This window comes from Streptomyces sp. NPDC004266 (genome assembly GCF_042874095.1).
Lineage (GTDB): Bacteria > Actinomycetota > Actinomycetes > Streptomycetales > Streptomycetaceae > Streptomyces.
Genome location: NZ_JBIAMM010000009.1, coordinates 116,110 through 133,682 on the forward strand (window position 1 = coordinate 116,110; position 17,573 = coordinate 133,682).

Consider the following 17,573-nt stretch of genomic DNA (forward strand, 5'->3'; position numbering starts at 1 on the left):
CAGGAGCAGAAGCACACGTGAGCAGCGAGCACGCAGGGAACGCCGGTCCGGAGCACACCGAGCCCGAAGGCGCGGCCCCCGAGGCCGCCGGGGGCCCGGGCGACGGGGCGGCGCGGCTCCCGGACGACGCGGCGTCGGACGAGGCGCCGGCCCGGGCGGGCGACGAGCCCGCCGGGGAGTCGGCGGACGTCTGGGACGTGGTGGTCGTCGGCGCCGGCCCGGCCGGCGCGTCCGCGGCGTACGCGGCGGCGGTCGCCGGCCGCCGGGTGCTGCTCCTGGAGAAGTCCGAGCTGCCCCGGTACAAGACCTGTGGCGGCGGCATCATCGGTCCCTCGCGGGACTCGCTGCCGCCGGGCTTCGAACTGCCCCTCCAGGACCGGGTCCACGCCGTCACCTTCTCCCTGGACGGACGCTTCGCCCGCACCCGCCGCTCGCGCCGGATGCTCTTCGGGCTCATCAACCGCCCGGAGTTCGACGCGCAGCTCGTCGAGCACGCGCAGAAGGCCGGCGCGGAACTGCGGACCGGCGCCACGGTGACCCGGGTGGAGCAGCACGGTCCGGCCGTCCCGGACCGGCGGACCGTCGCCGTCGTCCTCGCCGACGGCGAGACCGTCCTCGCGCGCGCGGTCGTCGGCGCCGACGGCAGCGCCAGCCGGATAGGCGCCCACGTGGGGGTGAAGCTCGGCCAGGTCGACCTGGGCCTGGAGGCGGAGATCCCCGTGCCGCCGTCCGTGGCCGAGGACTGGAAAGGGCGGGTCCTCATCGACTGGGGCCCGATGCCCGGCAGTTACGGCTGGGTGTTCCCCAAGGGCGACACGCTGACCGTGGGCGTCATCTCGGCGCGCGGCGAGGGCGCCGCCACCAAGCGGTACATGGAGGACTTCGTCGCCCGGCTCGGCCTCGCCGGCTTCGAGCCCACGATCTCCTCCGGCCATCTGACGCGCTGCCGCACCGACGACTCGCCGCTCTCCCGCGGCCGGGTCCTGGTCTGCGGCGACGCGGCCGGCCTCCTGGAGCCGTGGACGCGCGAGGGCATCTCGTACGCGCTGCGCTCGGGCCGTCTCGCCGGCGAGTGGGCGGTGCGGGTCGCCGAGTCGAACGACGCGGTCGACGCGCGGCGCCAGGCCCTGAACTACGCCTTCGCCATCAAGGCGGGGCTCGGTGTCGAGATGGCGGTCGGGCGGCGGATGCTCGCCGTCTTCGAGCGTCGGCCGGGGCTGCTGCACGCGACGATAACGGGACTGCGGCCGGCCTGGAACGCCTTCGCCGACATCACCCGGGGCTCGGCCACGCTCGGCGGCATGGTCCGCTCGAACGGCATGGCCCGGCGGGCCCTGGAGCTCCTCGACAAGCGGATGGACACCTCGGCCGGTGTCGGCCCGGCGGGTCGGGGCGTCAGTCCCCGCGAGCGCGCGGCGTCCGAGCCGGAGAGCGTCCCGGAAGAGGGCTGACCGTTCCTTCACGGGCCCCGTCGCCCCCGGCCGCGTCACGCCGCCGGGGCGGCGGGGCCCGTCGTCGTGATGCGGAAGACCGGGTGCTTCGGGGCGATGGCCCGCAGCTCCTCCGTGGAGGAGTCGGGGCCGACGCCGCCGAAGAAGACGCCGACCTCGGCCTTCCAGCGCTTGAGGTAGGCGCGGAGCAGGGCGGGCTTGTCGTCGTCGGCCACCTCGACCGCGGTGAACTCCTCCACGTGCCTGCCGAGGTGCAGCTGCCCGCCGCCGGCGGCCCGCATGTTGTGCGTCCACTGGACGTGGCCGCGGGGGGCGACGAGGTACTGGGCGCCGTCCACCGTCAGGAGGTTGACGGGGGTGCGGCGCCATTCGCCGCTCTTGCGGCCGCGGACGGCCAGGACGCGGGAGCCCCAGACGCTGATGCCCCGGCGGGTCATCCAGGCGACGGCGCGGTTGAAGACGTTCACCGTGAACCAGCCGGGCTTCATGACGTGGGCGGCGGGGGAGGAGCCGGCGGGGGTGGCGGGCTGAGCGGACATGAGGGCCTCCTGGCGAATTCCGCGGAACGAAACCGTGAGCACTGCTCTCTCTTGAGATCAGTGTGCACGGTTCGGTGCTCACAAGCAAGAGCGCTGCTCTCGTTTCGTTCCAGTGCTCCGAAAATGGCACACTGCTCTCCATGACGACCGTTCGAGGAGCCCGCGCCCGCGCCCGCATCGAGATCACCGCCGCCATCAAGGACGAGGCCCGCACCCAGCTCGCCGCCGAAGGCGCCGCCAAGCTGTCCCTGCGGGCCGTCGCCCGCGAGCTCGGCATGGTGTCCTCCGCGCTCTACCGCTACTTCCCCAGCCGCGACGACCTGCTCACCGCCCTCATCGTCGACGCCTACGACGCCGTCGGCGCCGCCGCCGAACGGGCGGCCGCCGAGGCCGAGGCCGAGCGCCCCCTCGACCGGTGGACCGCCGTCTGCCGGGCGGTCCGCGCCTGGGCCGTCGCCCACCCCCACGAATACGCCCTCATCTACGGCTCCCCCGTCCCCGGCTACACCGCCCCCCAGGACACGGTCGTCCCCGCCTCCCGCGTCGGTCTGGTCCTCATCGACATCGCCCGCCGGGCCCACACCGGCGAGGGCGTCGCCCTCCCGCCGCTGCCCGAGGACCTGCGCCCCGAAGCCGTCCGCATCGGCGCCGACATCGCCCCGGACCTCCCGCCGGCCCTCGCCGTCGCGCTCGTCGCCGCCTGGTCGCAGCTCTTCGGCCTCGTCTCCTTCGAGGTCTTCGGCCAGTTCCACCGCGTCGTCGAGGACCGCGACACCTTCTTCGCGACGGCCGCCCGCCGCCTGGGCCAGGACGTGGGCCTGCTCCCGCGCGGCTGACCCGACGACCCGCCCTCGTACTCCCGGGGGAGTAGGGGCGACCACCCCGCCGGGCTGACGTGCGGGCGGGGCCGGCGCGGTTAGCGTGACCGGTATGGACGCCGGTATGCACGAGGAGCGGCCGCGCGGCCCCTGGGAGCGATGGGGACGAGGCGGGGGGCTGCCCTGGCGGTCGACGCTGCTGATCGCCGTGTTCGTCATGGCGGGAACCGGCTTCTCCGCGCGGAACCAGCCGGACCGGGAGGCGCTCGACGCCCTCGGGCGGGCCCTGCTCCTGCTCGGGGCGGCCCCGCTGCTGCTGCGTCACCGCAGGCCCGTGCCGGTGGTGTTCGCCGTCGCGGCCGTCACCCTCGGGTACCTCGCGGCCGGCTATCCGTACGGCCCGGTCTTCGTCATGGTCGCCGTCGCCTGCTTCGCGGCCGTCGTCCACGGGCACCGGGCCGCCGCCTGGTGGGCCATCGGCCTGCTCTGGACGGGCCATCTGTTGCTCTCCCACTGGTTCTACCGGTGGCTGCCCCCGGCCGGTGACGGGCCCGCCCCCTGGGGGCAGGAGCTGCCGGCCGCGGCGTTCGCGGTGGCCGTGCTCGCCGCCTCCGAGGTGGTCCGGGTGCGGCGTGAGCAGGGCGCCCAGCTGCGGGCCGAGCGGGCCGCCGCCGAGCGGCGGCGCGCCGACGAGGAACGGCTCCGCATCGCCCGCGAACTCCACGACGTGCTGGCCCACTCGATCTCCGTGATCAACGTGCAGGCGGGCGTCGGCCTCGCCCTCCTGGACTCCGACCCGGAGCAGGCCCGGACCGCGCTGACCACCATCAAGGCGGCCAGCAAGGAGGCGCTCGGCGAGGTCCGGCAGGTCCTCGACACCCTCCGTGCCCCCGGTGACGCCCCCCGCGCCCCGGCCCCCGGCCTCGACCGGCTCCCCGAACTCGTCGAGCAGGCCGCCGCCGCGGGCCTCACCGTCACCGTCTCGACGAGCGGCCCCCCGGCCGCCCTGCCGCCGGGCACCGACCTCGCCGCCTTCCGGATCGTGCAGGAGGCGCTCACCAACGTGGTGCGGCACTCCGGTTCGCGCACAGCCCGGGTGCGGATCGGAGGGGGCTCCGGGCGCCTGGAGCTGACCGTCGACGACGACGGCCCCGCCACCGGCACGGAGGCCGGCGGCAGCGGGAACGGGCTCGCCGGAATGCGGGAGCGGGCCGGCGCCCTCGGTGGCACCATCGAGGCGGGCGCCCGCCCGGACGGCGGCTTCCGCGTCCACGCCGTCCTTCCCCTCCGCCCGCGGGAGGCCCCGAGGGCGGGGAGGGCCCCGAGACCCGAGGAGAACCGTCCGTGATCCGTGTCCTGCTCGCCGACGACCAGTCGCTGGTACGGGCGGGGTTCCGCGCGCTGCTCGACGCCCAGCCCGACATCGAGGTCGCCGGCGAGGCCGCCGACGGGGAGGAGGCGGTGGACCGGGCCCGCGCGCTGCGTCCCGACGTCGTGCTCATGGACATCCGGATGCCCGGCCTCGACGGGCTGGAGGCGGCACGGCGCCTCACCGAGGACCCTGACCTCGCCGGGGTCCGGGTCGTCATGCTGACCACCTTCGAGCTCGACGAGTACGTCTTCGAGGCGATCCGTGCCGGCGCCTCCGGCTTCCTGGTCAAGGACACGGAGCCGGAGGAGCTCCTGCGGGCCGTGCGGGCCGTCGTCCACGGGGACGCGCTGCTCTCCCCGGGGGTCACCCGCCGGCTCATCGAGGAGTTCGCGGCCCGCTCCAAGGCCCCGGCGGCCACGGCCGCGCTGAGCGCCCTGACCGAGCGGGAGCGGGAGGTGATGGCCCTGGTGGGGATCGGCCTGTCGAACGAGGAGATCGCCCGCCGGCTGGTCGTGAGCCCGCTCACCGCCAAGACCCACGTGAGCCGCGCCATGGTGAAGCTCGGCGCCCGGGACCGTGCCCAACTCGTCGTCCTCGCCTACGAGTCGGGGCTGGTCAGACCCGGCTGGCTGGGCTGAGGGCGGCCCCGGCCCCGGCCCGCCGGCCTGAGGGGCGGCCCGGTCCCGGCCGGCCCGAGGGCCCGCCTCAGCTCCAGGTGATCGCGGAGGTCTCCCGCCACACCCGCAGGATCTCCTCGTCGCCGGTCAGGGTGACGGCCCCGGCCGGCAGCCGGTTCCACAGGGTCAGGTACAACAGGTCGGCGGGGCCGCTCAGTTCGGTGTCGGCCGGACCGCCCGTGGCGTGGAGGGCCCGCTCCGTCCGGGGCGGGTCCGTCGGCGACAGACGAACGGTCCAGACGTCGTCGGTGTCCGTCGTCCGCACCCGCAGGGTGCGGGGCTCGGGCGTCCGCACCCGGCTGCGGTCGCGGGCGTGGAAGGCGCCGAACAGCTCGTCGATGCCGTCGGCGGCGACCGCGGGGTCCACCGGTCCCGGACCGCCCGCGAGCGCGGACTCCGCGTCCGCGCGGTGGACGGTCGTCTCCTGCGCCTGGCGGCGGGCCCAGAAGGCGAGCGGCGAGGGCGCCGGGAGGAAGGTCCAGCACTCCAGGTCCTCCGGCGCCGCGCGCAGGGCGGCGACCAGCCGCGCGTGCCCTTCGCGGAAGTGCGCCAGCAGCTCCTCGCCGTCGAGCGTCGTCTCGCCCCCGCCCGGGTGGAAGGCGGTGCGGCCCTCGGCCACGAAGGTCGTGGCCCAGCGGTGCACCATGGCCGTGTGCCGGAGGAGGTCGCGGATCCGCCACCCGGGGCAGGTCGGCACCTCCGCGTCGGGTCCGGCCTCGGCGGCGGCGTCCGCGAGGCCGAGACCGGCCGCCTCCAGCGCCTGGATGTGCTCCGTGGTCTTCAGGGTGTCCATGCCGCGGATTCTGGCAGCCCGGGAGCGGTGGCGCACACGCGTGCCCGCTCAACTGTCCCGGGAGGCTCCCGCGTTGCGCGCCCCGTAGCCCATGGCCGCCGCGCCGGCGGCGAGCACCGCGACCGTCGTGAGGGCCAGCGGCAGGGAGAACCGGTCGGCGAGGAAGCCGATCGAGGGCGGGCCGAGCAGCATGCCGCCGTAGCCGAGGGTGGACGCCGTCGCGACCCCGTCGGGGCCGGCGACGGCGCCCGCGCGGGCCACGGCGACGGGGAAGATGTTGGCGAGGCCGAGGCCGGTGACCGCGAAGCCGAGGAGCGCGGCCCAGACGTTCGGCGCGAGCGCGCCGAGCAGCATGCCGACGGCGGCGGTCGTGCCGCCCGCGACGAGGGCGCGGGTCTGGCCGAGGCGTTCGAGCAGCACGGTGCCGGAGAGCCGCCCGGCGGTCATGGTCAGCGCGAAGACGGAGTACCCGGCGGCGGCGACCCCCGGGTGCGCGTGCAGGTCCTGGGCGAGGTGGAGGGCGCCCCAGTCGGCCAGCGCCCCTTCGCCGTACGCGGTGCAGAGGGCGATCACCCCGAAGACGAGGACCGTACGGCGTGGCCCGGCCCCCCGTGCGCCGGAGTCCTTCGGGGCGGACGGCGCCGGGAGGGCCTCGGGGAGCACGGGGGAGGGACGGCGCAGCAGTACGGGGCCGGCGGTGGCCGTCAGGGCCAGGCCGACGACCGTGAGGCCGAGGAGGTGGGCGGTGGGGGACAGGCTTCCGGCGAGCAGCCCGCCGAGCCCCGCGCCGAGCATGCCGCCGAGGCTGAAGGCGGCGTGGAAGCTCGGCATCACCGGCCGTCGGAGCGCGGTCACGAGGTCGACGGCGGCGCTGTTCATGGCCACGTTGATCCCGCCGTACGCGGCGCCGAAGACGAGGAGGACGAGGCCGAGCGCGAGCGGGGACCGGGCGAGGGCGGGGAGGGCGACCGAGAGGGAGAGCAGGACGGCGGTGGCGACGGTGACGGCGTGGGAGCCGTGGCGGCGGCAGAGCCGGCCGGTCAGCGTCATCGTGATCACGGCGCCCGCCGAGACGCCCAGGAGGGCGAGGCCGAGGTCGCCGGCCGAGGCGCCGGTCTGCTGCTTGACGGCGGGGATCCGGACCACCCAGCCGGCGAACAGGAAGCCGTCGAGGGCGAAGAAGAGGGTCAGGGCGGAGCGGAGGCGGGTCAGGGAGCGGGTGGCGGTGTCTCCGCCGGAGCCCCCCGGTAGGGCCGTCCGTACTTTGTTTAGTAGCGGCACAAACTCAGGATAGGGGGCGGAGGGCGGGGGAATCAACCGGGCGGGGACGGCGCCCCGGTCCGATCATGGGAGACTCACCACCATGAACGGCAAGGCGACGACGACCCGGACACGGCTGGACAGGGGGCGTAACGCGCTCGGCCCCGCACTGGAACTGGTGCACACCGGCAGGGCGCCGACCCGGGCCGTCCTCACCGCCGAACTCGGCGTCACCCGGGCCACCGCGGGCGCCGTCGCCGCCGAGCTGGAGGCCCTCGGCCTCATCCGCGTCGACTCCAACCCCGGTGCCGCCGCGGGCTCCCAGGGGCGCCCCTCGCACCGCCTCGCCGTCGACGAGAAGGGCCCCGTCGCCCTCGCCGCCCAGGTCCACGCGGACGGTTTCCGCGCCGCCCTCGTCGGCCTCGGCGGCACCATCGTGGCCACCGCCCCCGGCTGCGTCACCGTCTCCGCCGACCCCGCGCAGGTGCTCGGCGCCGTCGTCGACGCGGGGGCCGCGCTGCTCCGGGAGAGCGGCCGCCGGTGCGTCGGCGCCGGACTCGCCGCCCCCTCCGCCGTGGCCGAGCCCGAGGGCACGGCGCTCAACCCCCTCCACCTCGCCTGGCCCGCCGGAGCGCCCGTCCGGGAGATCTTCGCCGAGCGGGTGCGCGCCGCCGGCATCGAAGGCCCCGCCTTCACCGGCAACGACGTCAACCTCGCCGCGCTCGCCGAGCACCGCCACGGCGCGGGGCGCGGCGCCCGGGACCTGCTCTGCGTCGCCACCGGCCACCGGGGCGTCGGCGGCGCGCTCGTCCTCGACGGGCGCCTGCACACGGGGAGTTCGGGCCTCGCCCTGGAGGTCGGTCATCTGACGGTCAACCCCGAGGGCCGTCCCTGCCACTGCGGCAGCCGCGGCTGCCTCGACGTCGAGACGGACCCGCTCGCGTTCCTCACGGCCGCGGGCCGGGTCCCCGGCCCCGAGGTGTCCCTGCTCCAGCAGTCCCGCGACCTGCTGCGCACCAGCCCCGACGACCCGGGCGTCCGGGTCGCGGTGGGGGAGCTGATCGACCGGCTCGGGCTCGGGCTCGCCGGCCTGGTGAACATCCTCAACCCGGACCGGATCATCCTCGGCGGCCTCCACCGCGAGCTCCTCGACGCCGACGCCGAGCGACTGCGCGCGGTCGTCGCCGACCGCAGCCTGTGGGGCCGCAGCGGCGGTGTGCCGATCCTCCCCTGCACCCTGGACCACAACAGCCTCGTCGGCGCGGCCGAACTCGCCTGGCAGCCGGTCCTGGACGATCCGCTCGCCGCCCTGGGGCGCGAGCCGGTCTGAGGCGCGGGGCCCCCGTTCCGCGGTTGCGGTTCGCGCCACGAACCAATATTGTTCGTGGCACGAACTTCAAGGCGTCGGTTCGGCGTGCCGAGGTGTCCCCGGCGCGCCATGGGGGAAGGACGGGACAGTGACCGGACGACAGGTGGTCTTCGGCTTCGGCGCGCACAGCGGGTTCGAGGACGGCCCCGAGCTGCTGCGCCGCGTCGAGCGGGCCGACGCCGACGGGCTCGACCTCTTCTCGCTCTCGGACCATCCGTACCTCGGCGCGCGCCTGGACGCGTACGCCTCCCTCGGCTTCCTCCTCGGCCGTACGCGGCACATCGCGGGCTTCGCCAACGTCACCAACCTGCCCACCCGGCCGGCCCCGGTGCTCGCGCGGACGGTCACCACGCTGTCGGCGCTCAGCGGCGGCCGCGTCGTGCTCGGCATGGGCGCCGGCGGGCTGTGGGACCGCATCGCCGACATGGGCGTCCCGAAGCTCTCCCCCGGCGAGGCCGTCGAGGCCTTCGAGGAGGCCATCGTCCTGATCAAGAAGCTGTCCGGCGGCGGCCCGCCGGTCACCCACCAGGGCCGCCACTACCGGGTGCGCGAGCTGGAGACGACGCCCGTCGCCGCCCCGCCCGTCTGGACCGGCTCCAACGGCCCCAAGTCCCTGGCCGCGACGGGCCGGGTCGCCGACGGCTGGATCCCCGGCCACGCCGCGGACTGGCTGAGCGAGCGGTACCGGACCTCGCGGCCGGTCATCGACGAGGCGGCGGCCTCCGTGGGACGCGACCCGGGCGAGATCCGGACGGTCTACAACCTCCCGGGACGCATCACCGAGCGGCCGCTGGCCGCCACCCGCGACGGGGAAGGACGCTGGATCGGCGGGTCCGCGGAGCAGTGGGTGGAGGAGCTGACCGGAGCCGTGCTGGAGCACGACGCCTCGGGCTTCGTCCTCTTCTCGCCGGGCGGCGGCGCCCAGGACGTCGACGCGCTCGCCCGGTGGGGCGGCGAGATCGTCCCCGCCGTGCGCGAGGCGCTCGCGAAGGAACGCGGCTGACCCGGGGCTCACCCGCGGGGGCCGGGGCGCCCCTCCGCCAGCGCGGCGAGCCGGTCGAGCGCCATGCGTGTCCCGGTCTCGTTGTCGGCGGGCGGCACCGCGTCCGGCACCCCCTCGTGGACGACCCGGACCTCGGTCCCGCCCCCGATCTCCGTCAGCGTCGTCGTGAGGACCATCGTCCCGTGCAGCGAGGGGTCCGGCGTCTCGAACTCGATGCTCTCGACCACCTTCTCGTACGGCACGAGCTCCAGGAAGGTGCCGTGGTACGTGTCCGTACGGGCCCCGGACTTCCCGGCGCCCTCGGACGACCCGTACCGCAGCGACACCCGGAAGGCGCCCCCTTCGCGCGCCTCGAAGCCGTGCACCTCGCAGGTCATCCCGTACGGAACCCGCCAGCGCGCGACGGCGTCCGGATCGAGGAGCGACCGGTAGACGACCGACGCCGGGGCGGCGATGTGTCGGGACACCCGCGTGGTGTACACGCCTCCCAGGCTAGCGGCGCACGGGCGCGGACGCCGGGCGGCCGGTGCGCGGGCGCCGTACGAGGCTCCCGAGGGGCCCCTGGCGGGGGCCCGCTGGACCGGTGCCGACGACGCCCGTCCCGCCCGTGCCGGACGAACCGGCGCGAGCGGCACGGGCGGTGCGGTCGCGTCACGCGACGGCGGTCCCCTCCGACTCGACCATCCGGCCGGGGACCGCCAGCCGCGTCACCCCGGGCATCGTGGTGGCGGGCGCCACCGCGGCGGCGCCCCACCGCGCCGCCGGCACGCCGTAGTGCCGCAGGAGGCGAGCGGATCGTCCAGGACCGGCTGCCAGGCGAGTTCGGCCGCGCCGACGAGGCAGGTCCACGTCGGCCGCGTGGACGTCGAGCCGGACGAGGTCCGCGAGGGACATGTCGGCCGCGCCGAGCACGGCCTCCAGGTTGTCGAGGCTCAGCGTCAACTGCGCCGTCATGTCACCGTCGTGCCGGGACCCGTCCGGCGACTCCCGCCGGGTCCGGTCCGCCCCCTGCGGGGGACCCGGGGAAAACCGATGGGCGGGGGAGACGGGACGACGTACTGTTCCGCCCCGTGATCACTTCTGAGACCGATACCCCTCCCGTGTCCGACCTCCCTCCGCGCCTCGGCAGCCTCACCTTCCACGGCCCCCTCTCCCCGGCCCGCGCCACCCGCATGATCGAGCGGCTCGCGGCCGCCCGGCCCGCCGACGTGCTCGACATCGGCTGCGGCTGGGGCGAGTTGCTCCTGCGCGTCCTGGAGGCGGCGCCAGCCGCCGAGGGGGTCGGGATCGACATCAACGCCGAGGACCTGGCCCGCGGCCGGAAGCTCGCCGAGCGCCGCGGGCTCGCCGACCGCGTCGCCTTCGTCGAGGAGTCGGCGCTCGGCACCGACCGGGGCCCGTCGACGCGATCCTCTGCCTCGGGTCCAGCCAGGCGCTCTGCGACCCCGAGCTGCCGCACGACCCCGCCGCCGCCCTGCGCGAGCTGCGCCGGCTCGTCCGGCCCGGCGGGCGGGTCGTGCTCGGCGAGGGCTTCTGGGAGCGGACGCCCACCGAGACGGAGCTCGCCGGGATGTGGCCCGGCGCGAGCACCGGCGACCACGTCTCCCTCGGCGCCCTCGTCGACCTCGCCGTCGAGGCGGGGTTCCGGCCCGCGTGGATCGAGACGGCGAGCGCGGAGGAGTGGGAGGAGTTCGAGTCCGGCTACCGGTACGACACCGAGGTCTGGCTCGCCGCCCACCCCGACCACCCGCTCGCCGCCGAGACGCGCGAGCGCGTCGACCGGCAGCGTTCCAGCTGGCTGAAGGGCTACCGGGGCGTGCTGGGCATCGCCTACCTCACCCTCGTCGCCGTGGCCTGAGGCCCACCGGGAGCCGGTTCACCACTGCCGTCCCCTGCCCAGCGCCGCACGGCCCGGCGCCGACAGGTGCAGCACCTGGAAGCGCTCGCCCTCGTCGGAGGGCGCCTCCGGGCCCTCCCACAGGGTGAACGAGAGCAGTTCCCAGTGGCGCGGGTCCACCGCCAGGGCGGAGGCCACCACCCCGTCCCGCCGCGCCTCGCGCGCGTGCCGGTCCACCGCCTCCGCCACGGCCCCGCCCGGCGGGACGCCCTCCCCGAGCGGCGTCCTCCGCCGCGTCGCGGCGCCCGGCGCCGACGCGGACGCCGGCCCCTCCTCGTACGAAAGACCCGTCCAGTGCTGCACCACCGGCCGGCCGAAGTCGTTCACGATGCCCTGGAAACCGGGGCCCCAGAGGAAGGAGTTCATGCCCTCGGGGGCGGCCCACAGATAAAACGGCGCGTACTGGTTCACGGGTGACCCGGCCTCCCGCTCCCGGATCAGATACGCCTTCAGTCCGAGTCCGGGGAAGGCGTCGAGCAGATGGCCCCTGGTCGCCACCCGCTTGCGGATGATCTCCATGTCGTAGTCGGCGGGCAGGGTGATCTCGTACTGCAGCGCGTGCACGGGAAGGCTCCGTCTCTCTGGACGCGGGGGGTCACACGGGGGCGGTGCGCGGGGCGAGCAGGGCGAGCAGCCCGCGTACGGCGGTGTCGAACGGAGCGGGCGAACCCGTCGCACGGGCCAGCACGTACCCGCCCTGCACGGTCGCGAGGACCGTCGCCGCGATCTCGACCGGATCGAGGGAGCCGCTCAGTTCGCCGCTGTCCACGCCCTCTCGCACGACCTCGGCGATCCGGCCGCGCACCCGGCCGAGCACCTCCTCGACCGGCGCGCGCAGCTCCGGGTCCGCGACGACCTCCGGATCCATGGTCAGCCGCCCCACGGGGCAGCCGCGCAGGACGTCGCGCTCGCGCCGCAGGTACGCCTCGACGCGGGCGTACGCCGAACCCTCGCCGCCGAGGACCGCCTCGGCCGCCGCGCCCAGCTCCTCCGCCGAGCGCCGGATGGCCGCGAGCGCCAGGTCGTGCTTGCCGGCGAAGTGGTGGTACATGCTGCCCTGGCCCGCGCCCGCCGCCTGCTGGACGGCCTTGGGGCTGGTGCCGACGTAGCCGCGCTCCCACAGCAGTTCGCGGGTCGCCTCGACCAGCCGCTCCGAGGTGCTCATGCTCATGACGGCACTGTACATACCAGTAGGTACAGAAAGGAAGCAGTGCCCGAGCGGCGACGTACTCCCGGTGTCGTACGCCAGGAGCCGCTGCCCGTACGACGACCCGGACCCCCTCCCGGAGCGAGTCTCGAAGCAAAGCCGGAGACCACCGAGGAGCTGAACCCTCATGAACACACTCGCCCACGCGGGCCCCGGCCCGTGGGTCCTCTTCTTCCCCCTCGTCTGGGCCGCCGTCGTCATCGGGATCGTCACCGTCGCCCGCCGCGCCGGATGGCGGCGCGGACGCGACGCCCGGTTCGGCGGCGACCTCCGCCGCGGGCCGGACGAGCACTCGCCCATCGCCCTGCTCGGCCACCGGTTCGCGGCCGGGGAGATCGACGAGGACGAGTACTGGCGGCGCCTGACCGTCCTGGAGGAGCAGTTCGGCCGCGCCGCGGACCCCAAGGGGCGCCGGACATGACCGCCCCCGCCCCGATCCACGCCGCCCGGGTCGTCGACGCCGTCAAGGTGTACGGGCGCGTCGACACCGAGGTCAGGGCCCTCGACGGAGTGAGCGTCGACTTCCCCGCCGGCGGCTTCACCGCCGTCATGGGCCCCTCAGGCTCCGGCAAGTCCACCCTGATGCACTGCGCCGCCGGGCTCGACACCCTGACCTCCGGCGCCGCCCTCGTCGGCGACACCGACCTGTCCACCCTCGACGACCGGCGCCTGACCCTGCTGCGCCGCGACCGGATCGGCTTCGTCTTCCAGGCCTTCAACCTGCTGCCGACCCTCACCGTCGCCGAGAACATCACCCTCCCGCTCGACCTCGCCGGGCACGCCGTCGACCGCGACCGGTTCGACCGGCTCGTCGACACCGTCGGCCTGCGCGACCGCCTCCACCACCGGCCGGCCGAACTCTCCGGCGGACAGCAGCAACGCGTCGCCGTCGCCCGGGCCTTCGCCGGCGACCCCGACGTCGTCTTCGCCGACGAACCCACCGGCAACCTCGACTCGCGCTCGGGCGAGGAGGTCCTCCGCCTGCTCGGCCGTACGGCCCACGACACCGGCCGTACGGTCGTCATGGTCACCCACGACCCCGTCGCCGCGGCCCACGCCGACGAGGTGGTCTTCCTCGCCGACGGCCGGCTCGTCGACCGCATGACCGGCCCCACGGCCGACCGCGTCCTCGACCGCATGAAGGCCTTCGAGACGGGAAGCCCGGCACCGGCCGCCGGCCGGGCGACGGCCCGTGGAGGTGCGACATGAACGCCCCCGCCACCCTCCGGCTCGCCGGGGCCTCGCTCCGCGCGCACCGACGCCGCTTCCTCGGCACCTTCGCAGCCGTCCTCCTCGGCGTCGCCTTCCTCACCGGCACCCTCGTCATGGGCGACACGCTCCGCGCGAGCTTCGACTCGATGTTCACCGGCGCCACCCGGGGCACCGACGCCGTCGTCCGCAGCGCCACCACCGTGACCGCCGCCGGCGACGCCCAGGGCACCCGCGGCCCCGTCGACGCGGACCTCGCCGAGCGCCTCGCCCGGGTCCCCGGCGTCGCCGCCGCCGCACCCCGCATCGAGGGCGCGGGCCAGCTCCTCGCCGCCGACGGCACCCCCGTCGGCGGCAAGGGCCCGCCCACCCTCGCGGGCAACTGGATCGACGACGCCGCCCTCAACCCGTACCGCCTCGCGGAGGGCCGCGAGCCGAGCGCCCCCGGCGAGGCCGTCCTCAACCGGGGCGCCGCGAAGACGGCCGGCCTCGCCGTCGGCGACACCACCGTCCTGCGCACCCCCGACCCGGTGGAGGTCACCGTCGTCGGCCTGGCCACCTTCGGCGGCGCGGACGGCATGGGCCAGGTCACCTGGACCGGCCTCACCCGCGCCGACGCCGAGAAGTACCTGACGGCGCGCCCCGGCGAGGCGACGAGCATCGCCGTGCGCGCGGGGCCCGGCGTCTCGCAGGACGAACTGGTCGCCGCGCTGACGCCCGCCCTGCCCGACGGCGTCGAGGCGATCACCGGACAGCGGGCCGCCGAGGAGAACACCGAAATGGTCTCCGGCCGGTTCCTCGACCTCTTCACCACCTTCCTGCTGGTGTTCAGCGGGGTCGCCGTGCTCGTCTCCGTCTTCACCATCCACAACACCTTCGCCGTCCTCGTCGCCCAGCGGACCCGCGAGAACGCCCTCCTGCGCGCGATCGGCGCCGCCCGCCGCCAGATCGTCACCGGCACCCTCGCCGAGGCGCTCGCCGTCGGACTGCTCGCCTCCCTCGCCGGGCTCCTCGCCGGGATCGGCGTGGCCGCCGGACTCCAGGCGCTGTTCCCCGCGATCGGCTTCCCCTTCCCCGAGGGCGGCCTCGTCGTCTCCGGCACCTCCCTCCTCCTGCCGCTCGGCGTCGGGCTCGCGGTCTGCGCCGGTTCGGCGCTCCTGCCGGCCGTACGCGCCGGGCGCACGGCCCCGCTCGCCGCGCTCCGCGAGACGGACGTGGACGGCTCGGGCACCTCCCGCCGCCGTGCGCTGACCGGCGGCGCCCTGCTCGCCACCGCCGTCGGCACGGTCCTCGCCGGCATCCTCGGCACCCCGTCCCTGTGGCTCGCCGCCACCGGGGCCGCGCTCGCCGTCGCCGCGTTCGTGGTCCTCGGACCGGTCGCCGCCTCGCTCGCCGTACGGGTGCTCGGCCGCCCGCTGCGCGGGGTCAACCACCGCCTCGCCCGCCGCAACGCCCTGCGCAGCCCGGGCCGCACGGCCGCGACCGCCACCGCCCTGATGATCGGGGTCGCCGTCGTCACCCTCTTCACGGTCTTCGGCGCCTCCCTCAAGGCGACCACGGACCGCACGGTCGACCGCTCCTTCGCCGGGGACGTGGCCATCGGCGCCCCCTCGTTCGGCGCGGGCGGCAGCGGGCTCAGCCCCCGCCTCGCCCCGGCCGTCGCCGCGCTGCCCGAGGTCGACACCGCCGTGGGTCTGGGACGCGGCGTCGCGGAGGTGGACGGCAGGGGCCGCGCGCTCACGGTCACCGACCCCGCCGCGCTCGCCCGGACGCTCGACCTGGGGGAGGTGCGGGGCTCCCTCGCGGGACTCGGTACGGACGGGCTCGCCGTCGCCGCCGACGAGGCCGCCGCCTCCGGTCTGGCGCCCGGCAGGACCGCCGAGCTGACGTTCACCGACGGCAGCCGGCACACCTTCACGGTCCGCGCGGTCTACGAGCGCGCCGACCTCGCCGGCGACTACCTCGTCACCCGGGAGGCCTGGGCCCCGCACCGCACCCAGGACGCGGACCGGCTCGTCGCCGTCTCGTTCGAGGACGGCGTCCGCGCGGAGGAGGGCAAGGCCGCCGTGACGGAGGTCGCCGAGCGGTACGGCCGTCCGGAGGTGCAGACCCGGGAGGAGTACGCGAAGGCCTCGGCGGGCGGCATCGACATGATGCTCACCCTGATCTACGCGCTGCTCGCGCTCGCCGTCCTGATCGCGCTGCTCGGCATCGCGAACACGCTGACCCTCTCCGTCCACGAACGGACGCGCGAACTCGGCCTGCTGCGGGCCGTCGGGCAGACCCGGGCCCAGCTGCGGACCATGGTCCGCTGGGAGTCCGTCCTGGTCGCCGCCTTCGGGACGGTCGGGGGGCTCACGCTCGGAGGCTTCCTCGGCTGGGTCCTGGTCCGGGCCTCGGCCGGCTCGGGCGACAGCGCCCTGGCGTTCGCCGTACCGACCGTGCGGCTCGCGGCCGTGGCCCTGGTCGGCCTGGTGGCGGGAGCCGTGGCGGCCTGGCGCCCGGCCCGCCGGGCGGCCCGCCTGGAGATCCTCCGGGCCATCGCCACGGAGTGACGGGGAGAGGCTTCGCCGACCCGTGCGGCCGGGCCCCGTCCGGCCGGGACGCCGAGGGACTCGGCGCCTCACCTGGCCGGGAACCCGTCTGGCCGGGAACCCGCCTGGCCGGGAACCCCGCTCGGCCGGGGTCGCGAGGGACCGCACCGGCCCGGCGGGGGACCTCGACCGGCTTCGTCAGCCCGCCCGGCCCGCCAGGACCGGGCGGGCCAGCGACGGGGCCGGCACCGGCTCGGCCGGGGAGCTGAGGGGCACGCCGGGGACCCGGCTGTACCCGACGCCCGCGAGCAGGCCCTCGGTCGCGGCCCCGTACACGGCCCGCGCGCACTCGTCGACGGGATCGCCGAGGGCCGGCGCCGTGAGGGTGAACCACACGACCTTGCCGTCGGCGCCGCACGGCCGGATGCCCCAGCTCTCGCTGACCGCCCCGACGATGCCGAGGCCCCGACCGGAGGTGGCGAGCGCGTCGGCGTCGTCCACCAGACCGAAGGCGGCCGCGGGGCAGACCTCGGGAAGCCGGGGGTCGTGGTCCCGGACGGAGACGGTGAGACGGTCGAGCAGCAGCTCGATCTCGACCCTGCATCCCTTGTCCGGCTGGGCATGGCGGTGCACGTTCGTCAGCAGCTCGGTCAGACCGAGGACGGCCTGGTCCACCAGGGCGTCCAGCTGCCAATGTCGAAGGTGCGCGGAGATGATGCGGCGGACCTGTCCGATCCGCGACGGCAGGGCCTGAAGCTCCACCGCGTAGTACCTGCTCGGCTCGCTGATCACGGCTGCGACTCCCCGAAGTGGTCCGGAAGAAGACGAAGATTCGGATCTGTCTCTGCGGTGCAGAAGGAGTGGCGACCTGATCGCAGCGTCACCACCGCTGAACCCTCAGTGAGGTGGATTCCAGCCTGGACCAGCCGTGACCGCCCCGCAACTCGCCGCGAACCCTCGCAGCTCAGGGCCGTCGGGCCGCCTTCTTCAGCGCCGCGAGGAAACGCCCCGACACCTGGGACCCGCCGTCCGGGCCGTGGTCGTCGTCCTGGAGCGTCAGCCGGTACCGCGTGCCGTTCACGGTCGCCACCGTCTCGTCCGCCTTCGCGAACCACGGTCGCCCCGCCCGTACCGCCGAGACCGGCGCGCTGTCGATCTCGCTGCCGTAGCTCGTCAGGAGCGCGAGGCGGCCGTCCTCGATCCGCACCTCGCCCGCGCGCGTCAGCGAACGCGGCCAGCGCGCGATCCGTACGCCCCTGGCGCTGAACTCGGGCTCCGCCATGCCGATCCGCCCCTTTCACCCGGTTGCCGTACCCAGTGTGCCGGGCCGTCGCCGCGCGCACCAGTAGCCCTCCCGAAGGCCGTCCACAAGGGAGGCCTATGGAACGTCAAAGGGAACGTTTGCCCAGGTGAGAGCGGTATTGTCGGCAGGGGGAGACCCCTG

The 17,573-nt window shown here is 75.7% G+C and carries 17 protein-coding genes and 2 pseudogenes; 10 read left to right on the top strand and 9 right to left on the bottom strand.

What is annotated here, in order from left to right; translation table 11 throughout:
- Positions 1-197 precede the first annotated feature (197 nt).
- Entirely contained in the window at positions 198-1,451 is a 1,254-nt protein-coding gene (locus tag ACFYUZ_RS22410; protein ID WP_389312184.1) for a geranylgeranyl reductase family protein, read from the top strand.
- Positions 1,452-1,486: 35 nt separating this feature from the next.
- On the opposite strand, the gene ACFYUZ_RS22415 is transcribed toward ACFYUZ_RS22410, so the two are convergent.
- Positions 1,487-1,990 (bottom strand): nitroreductase family deazaflavin-dependent oxidoreductase, encoded by a 504-nt coding sequence (locus ACFYUZ_RS22415; RefSeq protein ID WP_389311864.1) that lies wholly within the window; start codon positions 1,988-1,990, stop codon positions 1,487-1,489.
- Between the two features lie 140 nt (positions 1,991-2,130).
- Here ACFYUZ_RS22415 and ACFYUZ_RS22420 point away from each other — a divergent pair, with 140 nt between their 5' ends.
- From ACFYUZ_RS22420 to ACFYUZ_RS22430, 3 genes are all read left to right on the top strand, one after another.
- A complete protein-coding gene (locus ACFYUZ_RS22420) occupies positions 2,131-2,826 on the top strand; it encodes a TetR/AcrR family transcriptional regulator (RefSeq protein ID WP_389311866.1) in 696 nt (231 codons plus the stop codon).
- A gap of 106 nt (positions 2,827-2,932) precedes the next feature.
- Positions 2,933-4,156, top strand: a complete 1,224-nt coding sequence (locus ACFYUZ_RS22425; RefSeq protein WP_389312186.1) for a sensor histidine kinase — start codon at positions 2,933-2,935, stop codon at positions 4,154-4,156.
- Positions 4,153-4,818 carry a response regulator gene (locus tag ACFYUZ_RS22430; RefSeq protein WP_389311868.1) on the top strand — a complete coding sequence of 222 codons (666 nt, stop codon included), beginning with the start codon at positions 4,153-4,155 and terminating at the stop codon, positions 4,816-4,818. Before ACFYUZ_RS22425 ends, ACFYUZ_RS22430 begins: the two co-directional genes overlap by 4 nt.
- Positions 4,819-4,885: 67 nt before the next feature.
- Here ACFYUZ_RS22430 and ACFYUZ_RS22435 read toward each other — a convergent pair whose 3' ends face one another.
- Both ACFYUZ_RS22435 and ACFYUZ_RS22440 read right to left on the bottom strand, forming a co-directional pair.
- Positions 4,886-5,641 (bottom strand): maleylpyruvate isomerase family mycothiol-dependent enzyme, encoded by a 756-nt coding sequence (locus tag ACFYUZ_RS22435; RefSeq protein ID WP_389312188.1) that lies wholly within the window; start codon positions 5,639-5,641, stop codon positions 4,886-4,888.
- A 57-nt stretch (positions 5,642-5,698) separates the two neighbouring features.
- A complete protein-coding gene (locus ACFYUZ_RS22440; protein WP_389311870.1) occupies positions 5,699-6,931 on the bottom strand; it encodes an MFS transporter in 1,233 nt (410 codons plus the stop codon).
- 82 nt (positions 6,932-7,013) lie between these two features.
- On the opposite strand from ACFYUZ_RS22440, the gene ACFYUZ_RS22445 reads away from it, so the two are divergent.
- Together ACFYUZ_RS22445 and ACFYUZ_RS22450 are read left to right on the top strand one after the other, a co-directional pair.
- The gene (locus tag ACFYUZ_RS22445) at positions 7,014-8,240 is read left to right on the top strand and encodes an ROK family protein (RefSeq protein ID WP_389311872.1); all 1,227 of its coding nucleotides are present in this window, start codon (positions 7,014-7,016) and stop codon (positions 8,238-8,240) included.
- Positions 8,241-8,367: 127 nt separating this feature from the next.
- Positions 8,368-9,282 (top strand): LLM class flavin-dependent oxidoreductase, encoded by a 915-nt coding sequence (locus ACFYUZ_RS22450; RefSeq protein ID WP_389311874.1) that lies wholly within the window; start codon positions 8,368-8,370, stop codon positions 9,280-9,282.
- An 8-nt stretch (positions 9,283-9,290) separates the two neighbouring features.
- On the opposite strand, the gene ACFYUZ_RS22455 is transcribed toward ACFYUZ_RS22450, so the two are convergent.
- A complete protein-coding gene (locus tag ACFYUZ_RS22455; protein WP_389311875.1) occupies positions 9,291-9,764 on the bottom strand; it encodes an SRPBCC family protein in 474 nt (157 codons plus the stop codon).
- A 169-nt stretch (positions 9,765-9,933) separates the two neighbouring features.
- Positions 9,934-10,266: pseudogene (locus ACFYUZ_RS22460) on the bottom strand (hypothetical protein); the annotation flags it as partial.
- 86 nt (positions 10,267-10,352) lie between these two features.
- Between ACFYUZ_RS22460 and ACFYUZ_RS22465 the strand changes: the two are divergent.
- Positions 10,353-11,140, top strand: a pseudogene (locus ACFYUZ_RS22465) (methyltransferase).
- 18 nt (positions 11,141-11,158) lie between these two features.
- Here ACFYUZ_RS22465 and ACFYUZ_RS22470 read toward each other — a convergent pair.
- Together ACFYUZ_RS22470 and ACFYUZ_RS22475 are read right to left on the bottom strand one after the other, a co-directional pair.
- Complete coding sequence (locus tag ACFYUZ_RS22470) at positions 11,159-11,743, bottom strand: DUF4865 family protein (RefSeq protein ID WP_389311877.1); 585 nt, start codon at positions 11,741-11,743, stop codon at positions 11,159-11,161.
- Positions 11,744-11,774: 31 nt separating this feature from the next.
- On the bottom strand, positions 11,775-12,365 hold the full coding sequence (locus ACFYUZ_RS22475) for a TetR/AcrR family transcriptional regulator (RefSeq protein ID WP_389311879.1): 591 nt from the start codon (positions 12,363-12,365) through the stop codon (positions 11,775-11,777).
- A gap of 148 nt (positions 12,366-12,513) precedes the next feature.
- Between ACFYUZ_RS22475 and ACFYUZ_RS22480 the strand changes: the two genes are divergently transcribed.
- From ACFYUZ_RS22480 to ACFYUZ_RS22490, 3 genes are read left to right on the top strand one after another with little or no spacing between them, the layout of a single operon-like run.
- The gene (locus ACFYUZ_RS22480; RefSeq protein WP_389311881.1) at positions 12,514-12,807 is read left to right on the top strand and encodes an SHOCT domain-containing protein; all 294 of its coding nucleotides are present in this window, start codon (positions 12,514-12,516) and stop codon (positions 12,805-12,807) included.
- Positions 12,804-13,595 carry an ABC transporter ATP-binding protein gene (locus ACFYUZ_RS22485; protein WP_389311883.1) on the top strand — a complete coding sequence of 264 codons (792 nt, stop codon included), beginning with the start codon at positions 12,804-12,806 and terminating at the stop codon, positions 13,593-13,595. Before ACFYUZ_RS22480 ends, ACFYUZ_RS22485 begins: the two co-directional genes overlap by 4 nt.
- Positions 13,592-16,150 (top strand): FtsX-like permease family protein, encoded by a 2,559-nt coding sequence (locus ACFYUZ_RS22490; RefSeq protein WP_389311885.1) that lies wholly within the window; start codon positions 13,592-13,594, stop codon positions 16,148-16,150. Before ACFYUZ_RS22485 ends, ACFYUZ_RS22490 begins: the two co-directional genes overlap by 4 nt.
- A 177-nt stretch (positions 16,151-16,327) precedes the next feature.
- Here the strand turns inward: ACFYUZ_RS22490 and ACFYUZ_RS22495 are convergent, their stop codons facing one another.
- Both ACFYUZ_RS22495 and ACFYUZ_RS22500 read right to left on the bottom strand, forming a co-directional pair.
- On the bottom strand, positions 16,328-16,921 hold the full coding sequence (locus tag ACFYUZ_RS22495) for an ATP-binding protein (RefSeq protein ID WP_389311887.1): 594 nt from the start codon (positions 16,919-16,921) through the stop codon (positions 16,328-16,330).
- Between the two features lie 172 nt (positions 16,922-17,093).
- Positions 17,094-17,411, bottom strand: a complete 318-nt coding sequence (locus tag ACFYUZ_RS22500; RefSeq protein WP_389311889.1) for a hypothetical protein — start codon at positions 17,409-17,411, stop codon at positions 17,094-17,096.
- Positions 17,412-17,573 lie beyond the last annotated feature (162 nt).

Excerpts from the sequence above, each read along its gene's own strand:
- ACFYUZ_RS22485 (WP_389311883.1), top strand. The coding sequence starts at position 12,804 with ATGACCGCCCCCGCCCCGATCCACGCCGCCCGGGTCGTCGACGCCGTC.
- ACFYUZ_RS22425 (WP_389312186.1), top strand. The coding sequence starts at position 2,933 with ATGCACGAGGAGCGGCCGCGCGGCCCCTGGGAGCGATGGGGACGAGGC.
- ACFYUZ_RS22445 (WP_389311872.1), top strand. The coding sequence starts at position 7,014 with ATGAACGGCAAGGCGACGACGACCCGGACACGGCTGGACAGGGGGCGT.
- ACFYUZ_RS22480 (WP_389311881.1), top strand. The coding sequence starts at position 12,514 with ATGAACACACTCGCCCACGCGGGCCCCGGCCCGTGGGTCCTCTTCTTC.
- ACFYUZ_RS22475 (WP_389311879.1), bottom strand. The coding sequence starts at position 12,365 with ATGTACAGTGCCGTCATGAGCATGAGCACCTCGGAGCGGCTGGTCGAG.
- ACFYUZ_RS22500 (WP_389311889.1), bottom strand. The coding sequence starts at position 17,411 with ATGGCGGAGCCCGAGTTCAGCGCCAGGGGCGTACGGATCGCGCGCTGG.
- ACFYUZ_RS22420 (WP_389311866.1), top strand. The coding sequence starts at position 2,131 with ATGACGACCGTTCGAGGAGCCCGCGCCCGCGCCCGCATCGAGATCACC.
- ACFYUZ_RS22490 (WP_389311885.1), top strand. The coding sequence starts at position 13,592 with ATGAACGCCCCCGCCACCCTCCGGCTCGCCGGGGCCTCGCTCCGCGCG.
- ACFYUZ_RS22415 (WP_389311864.1), bottom strand. The coding sequence starts at position 1,990 with ATGTCCGCTCAGCCCGCCACCCCCGCCGGCTCCTCCCCCGCCGCCCAC.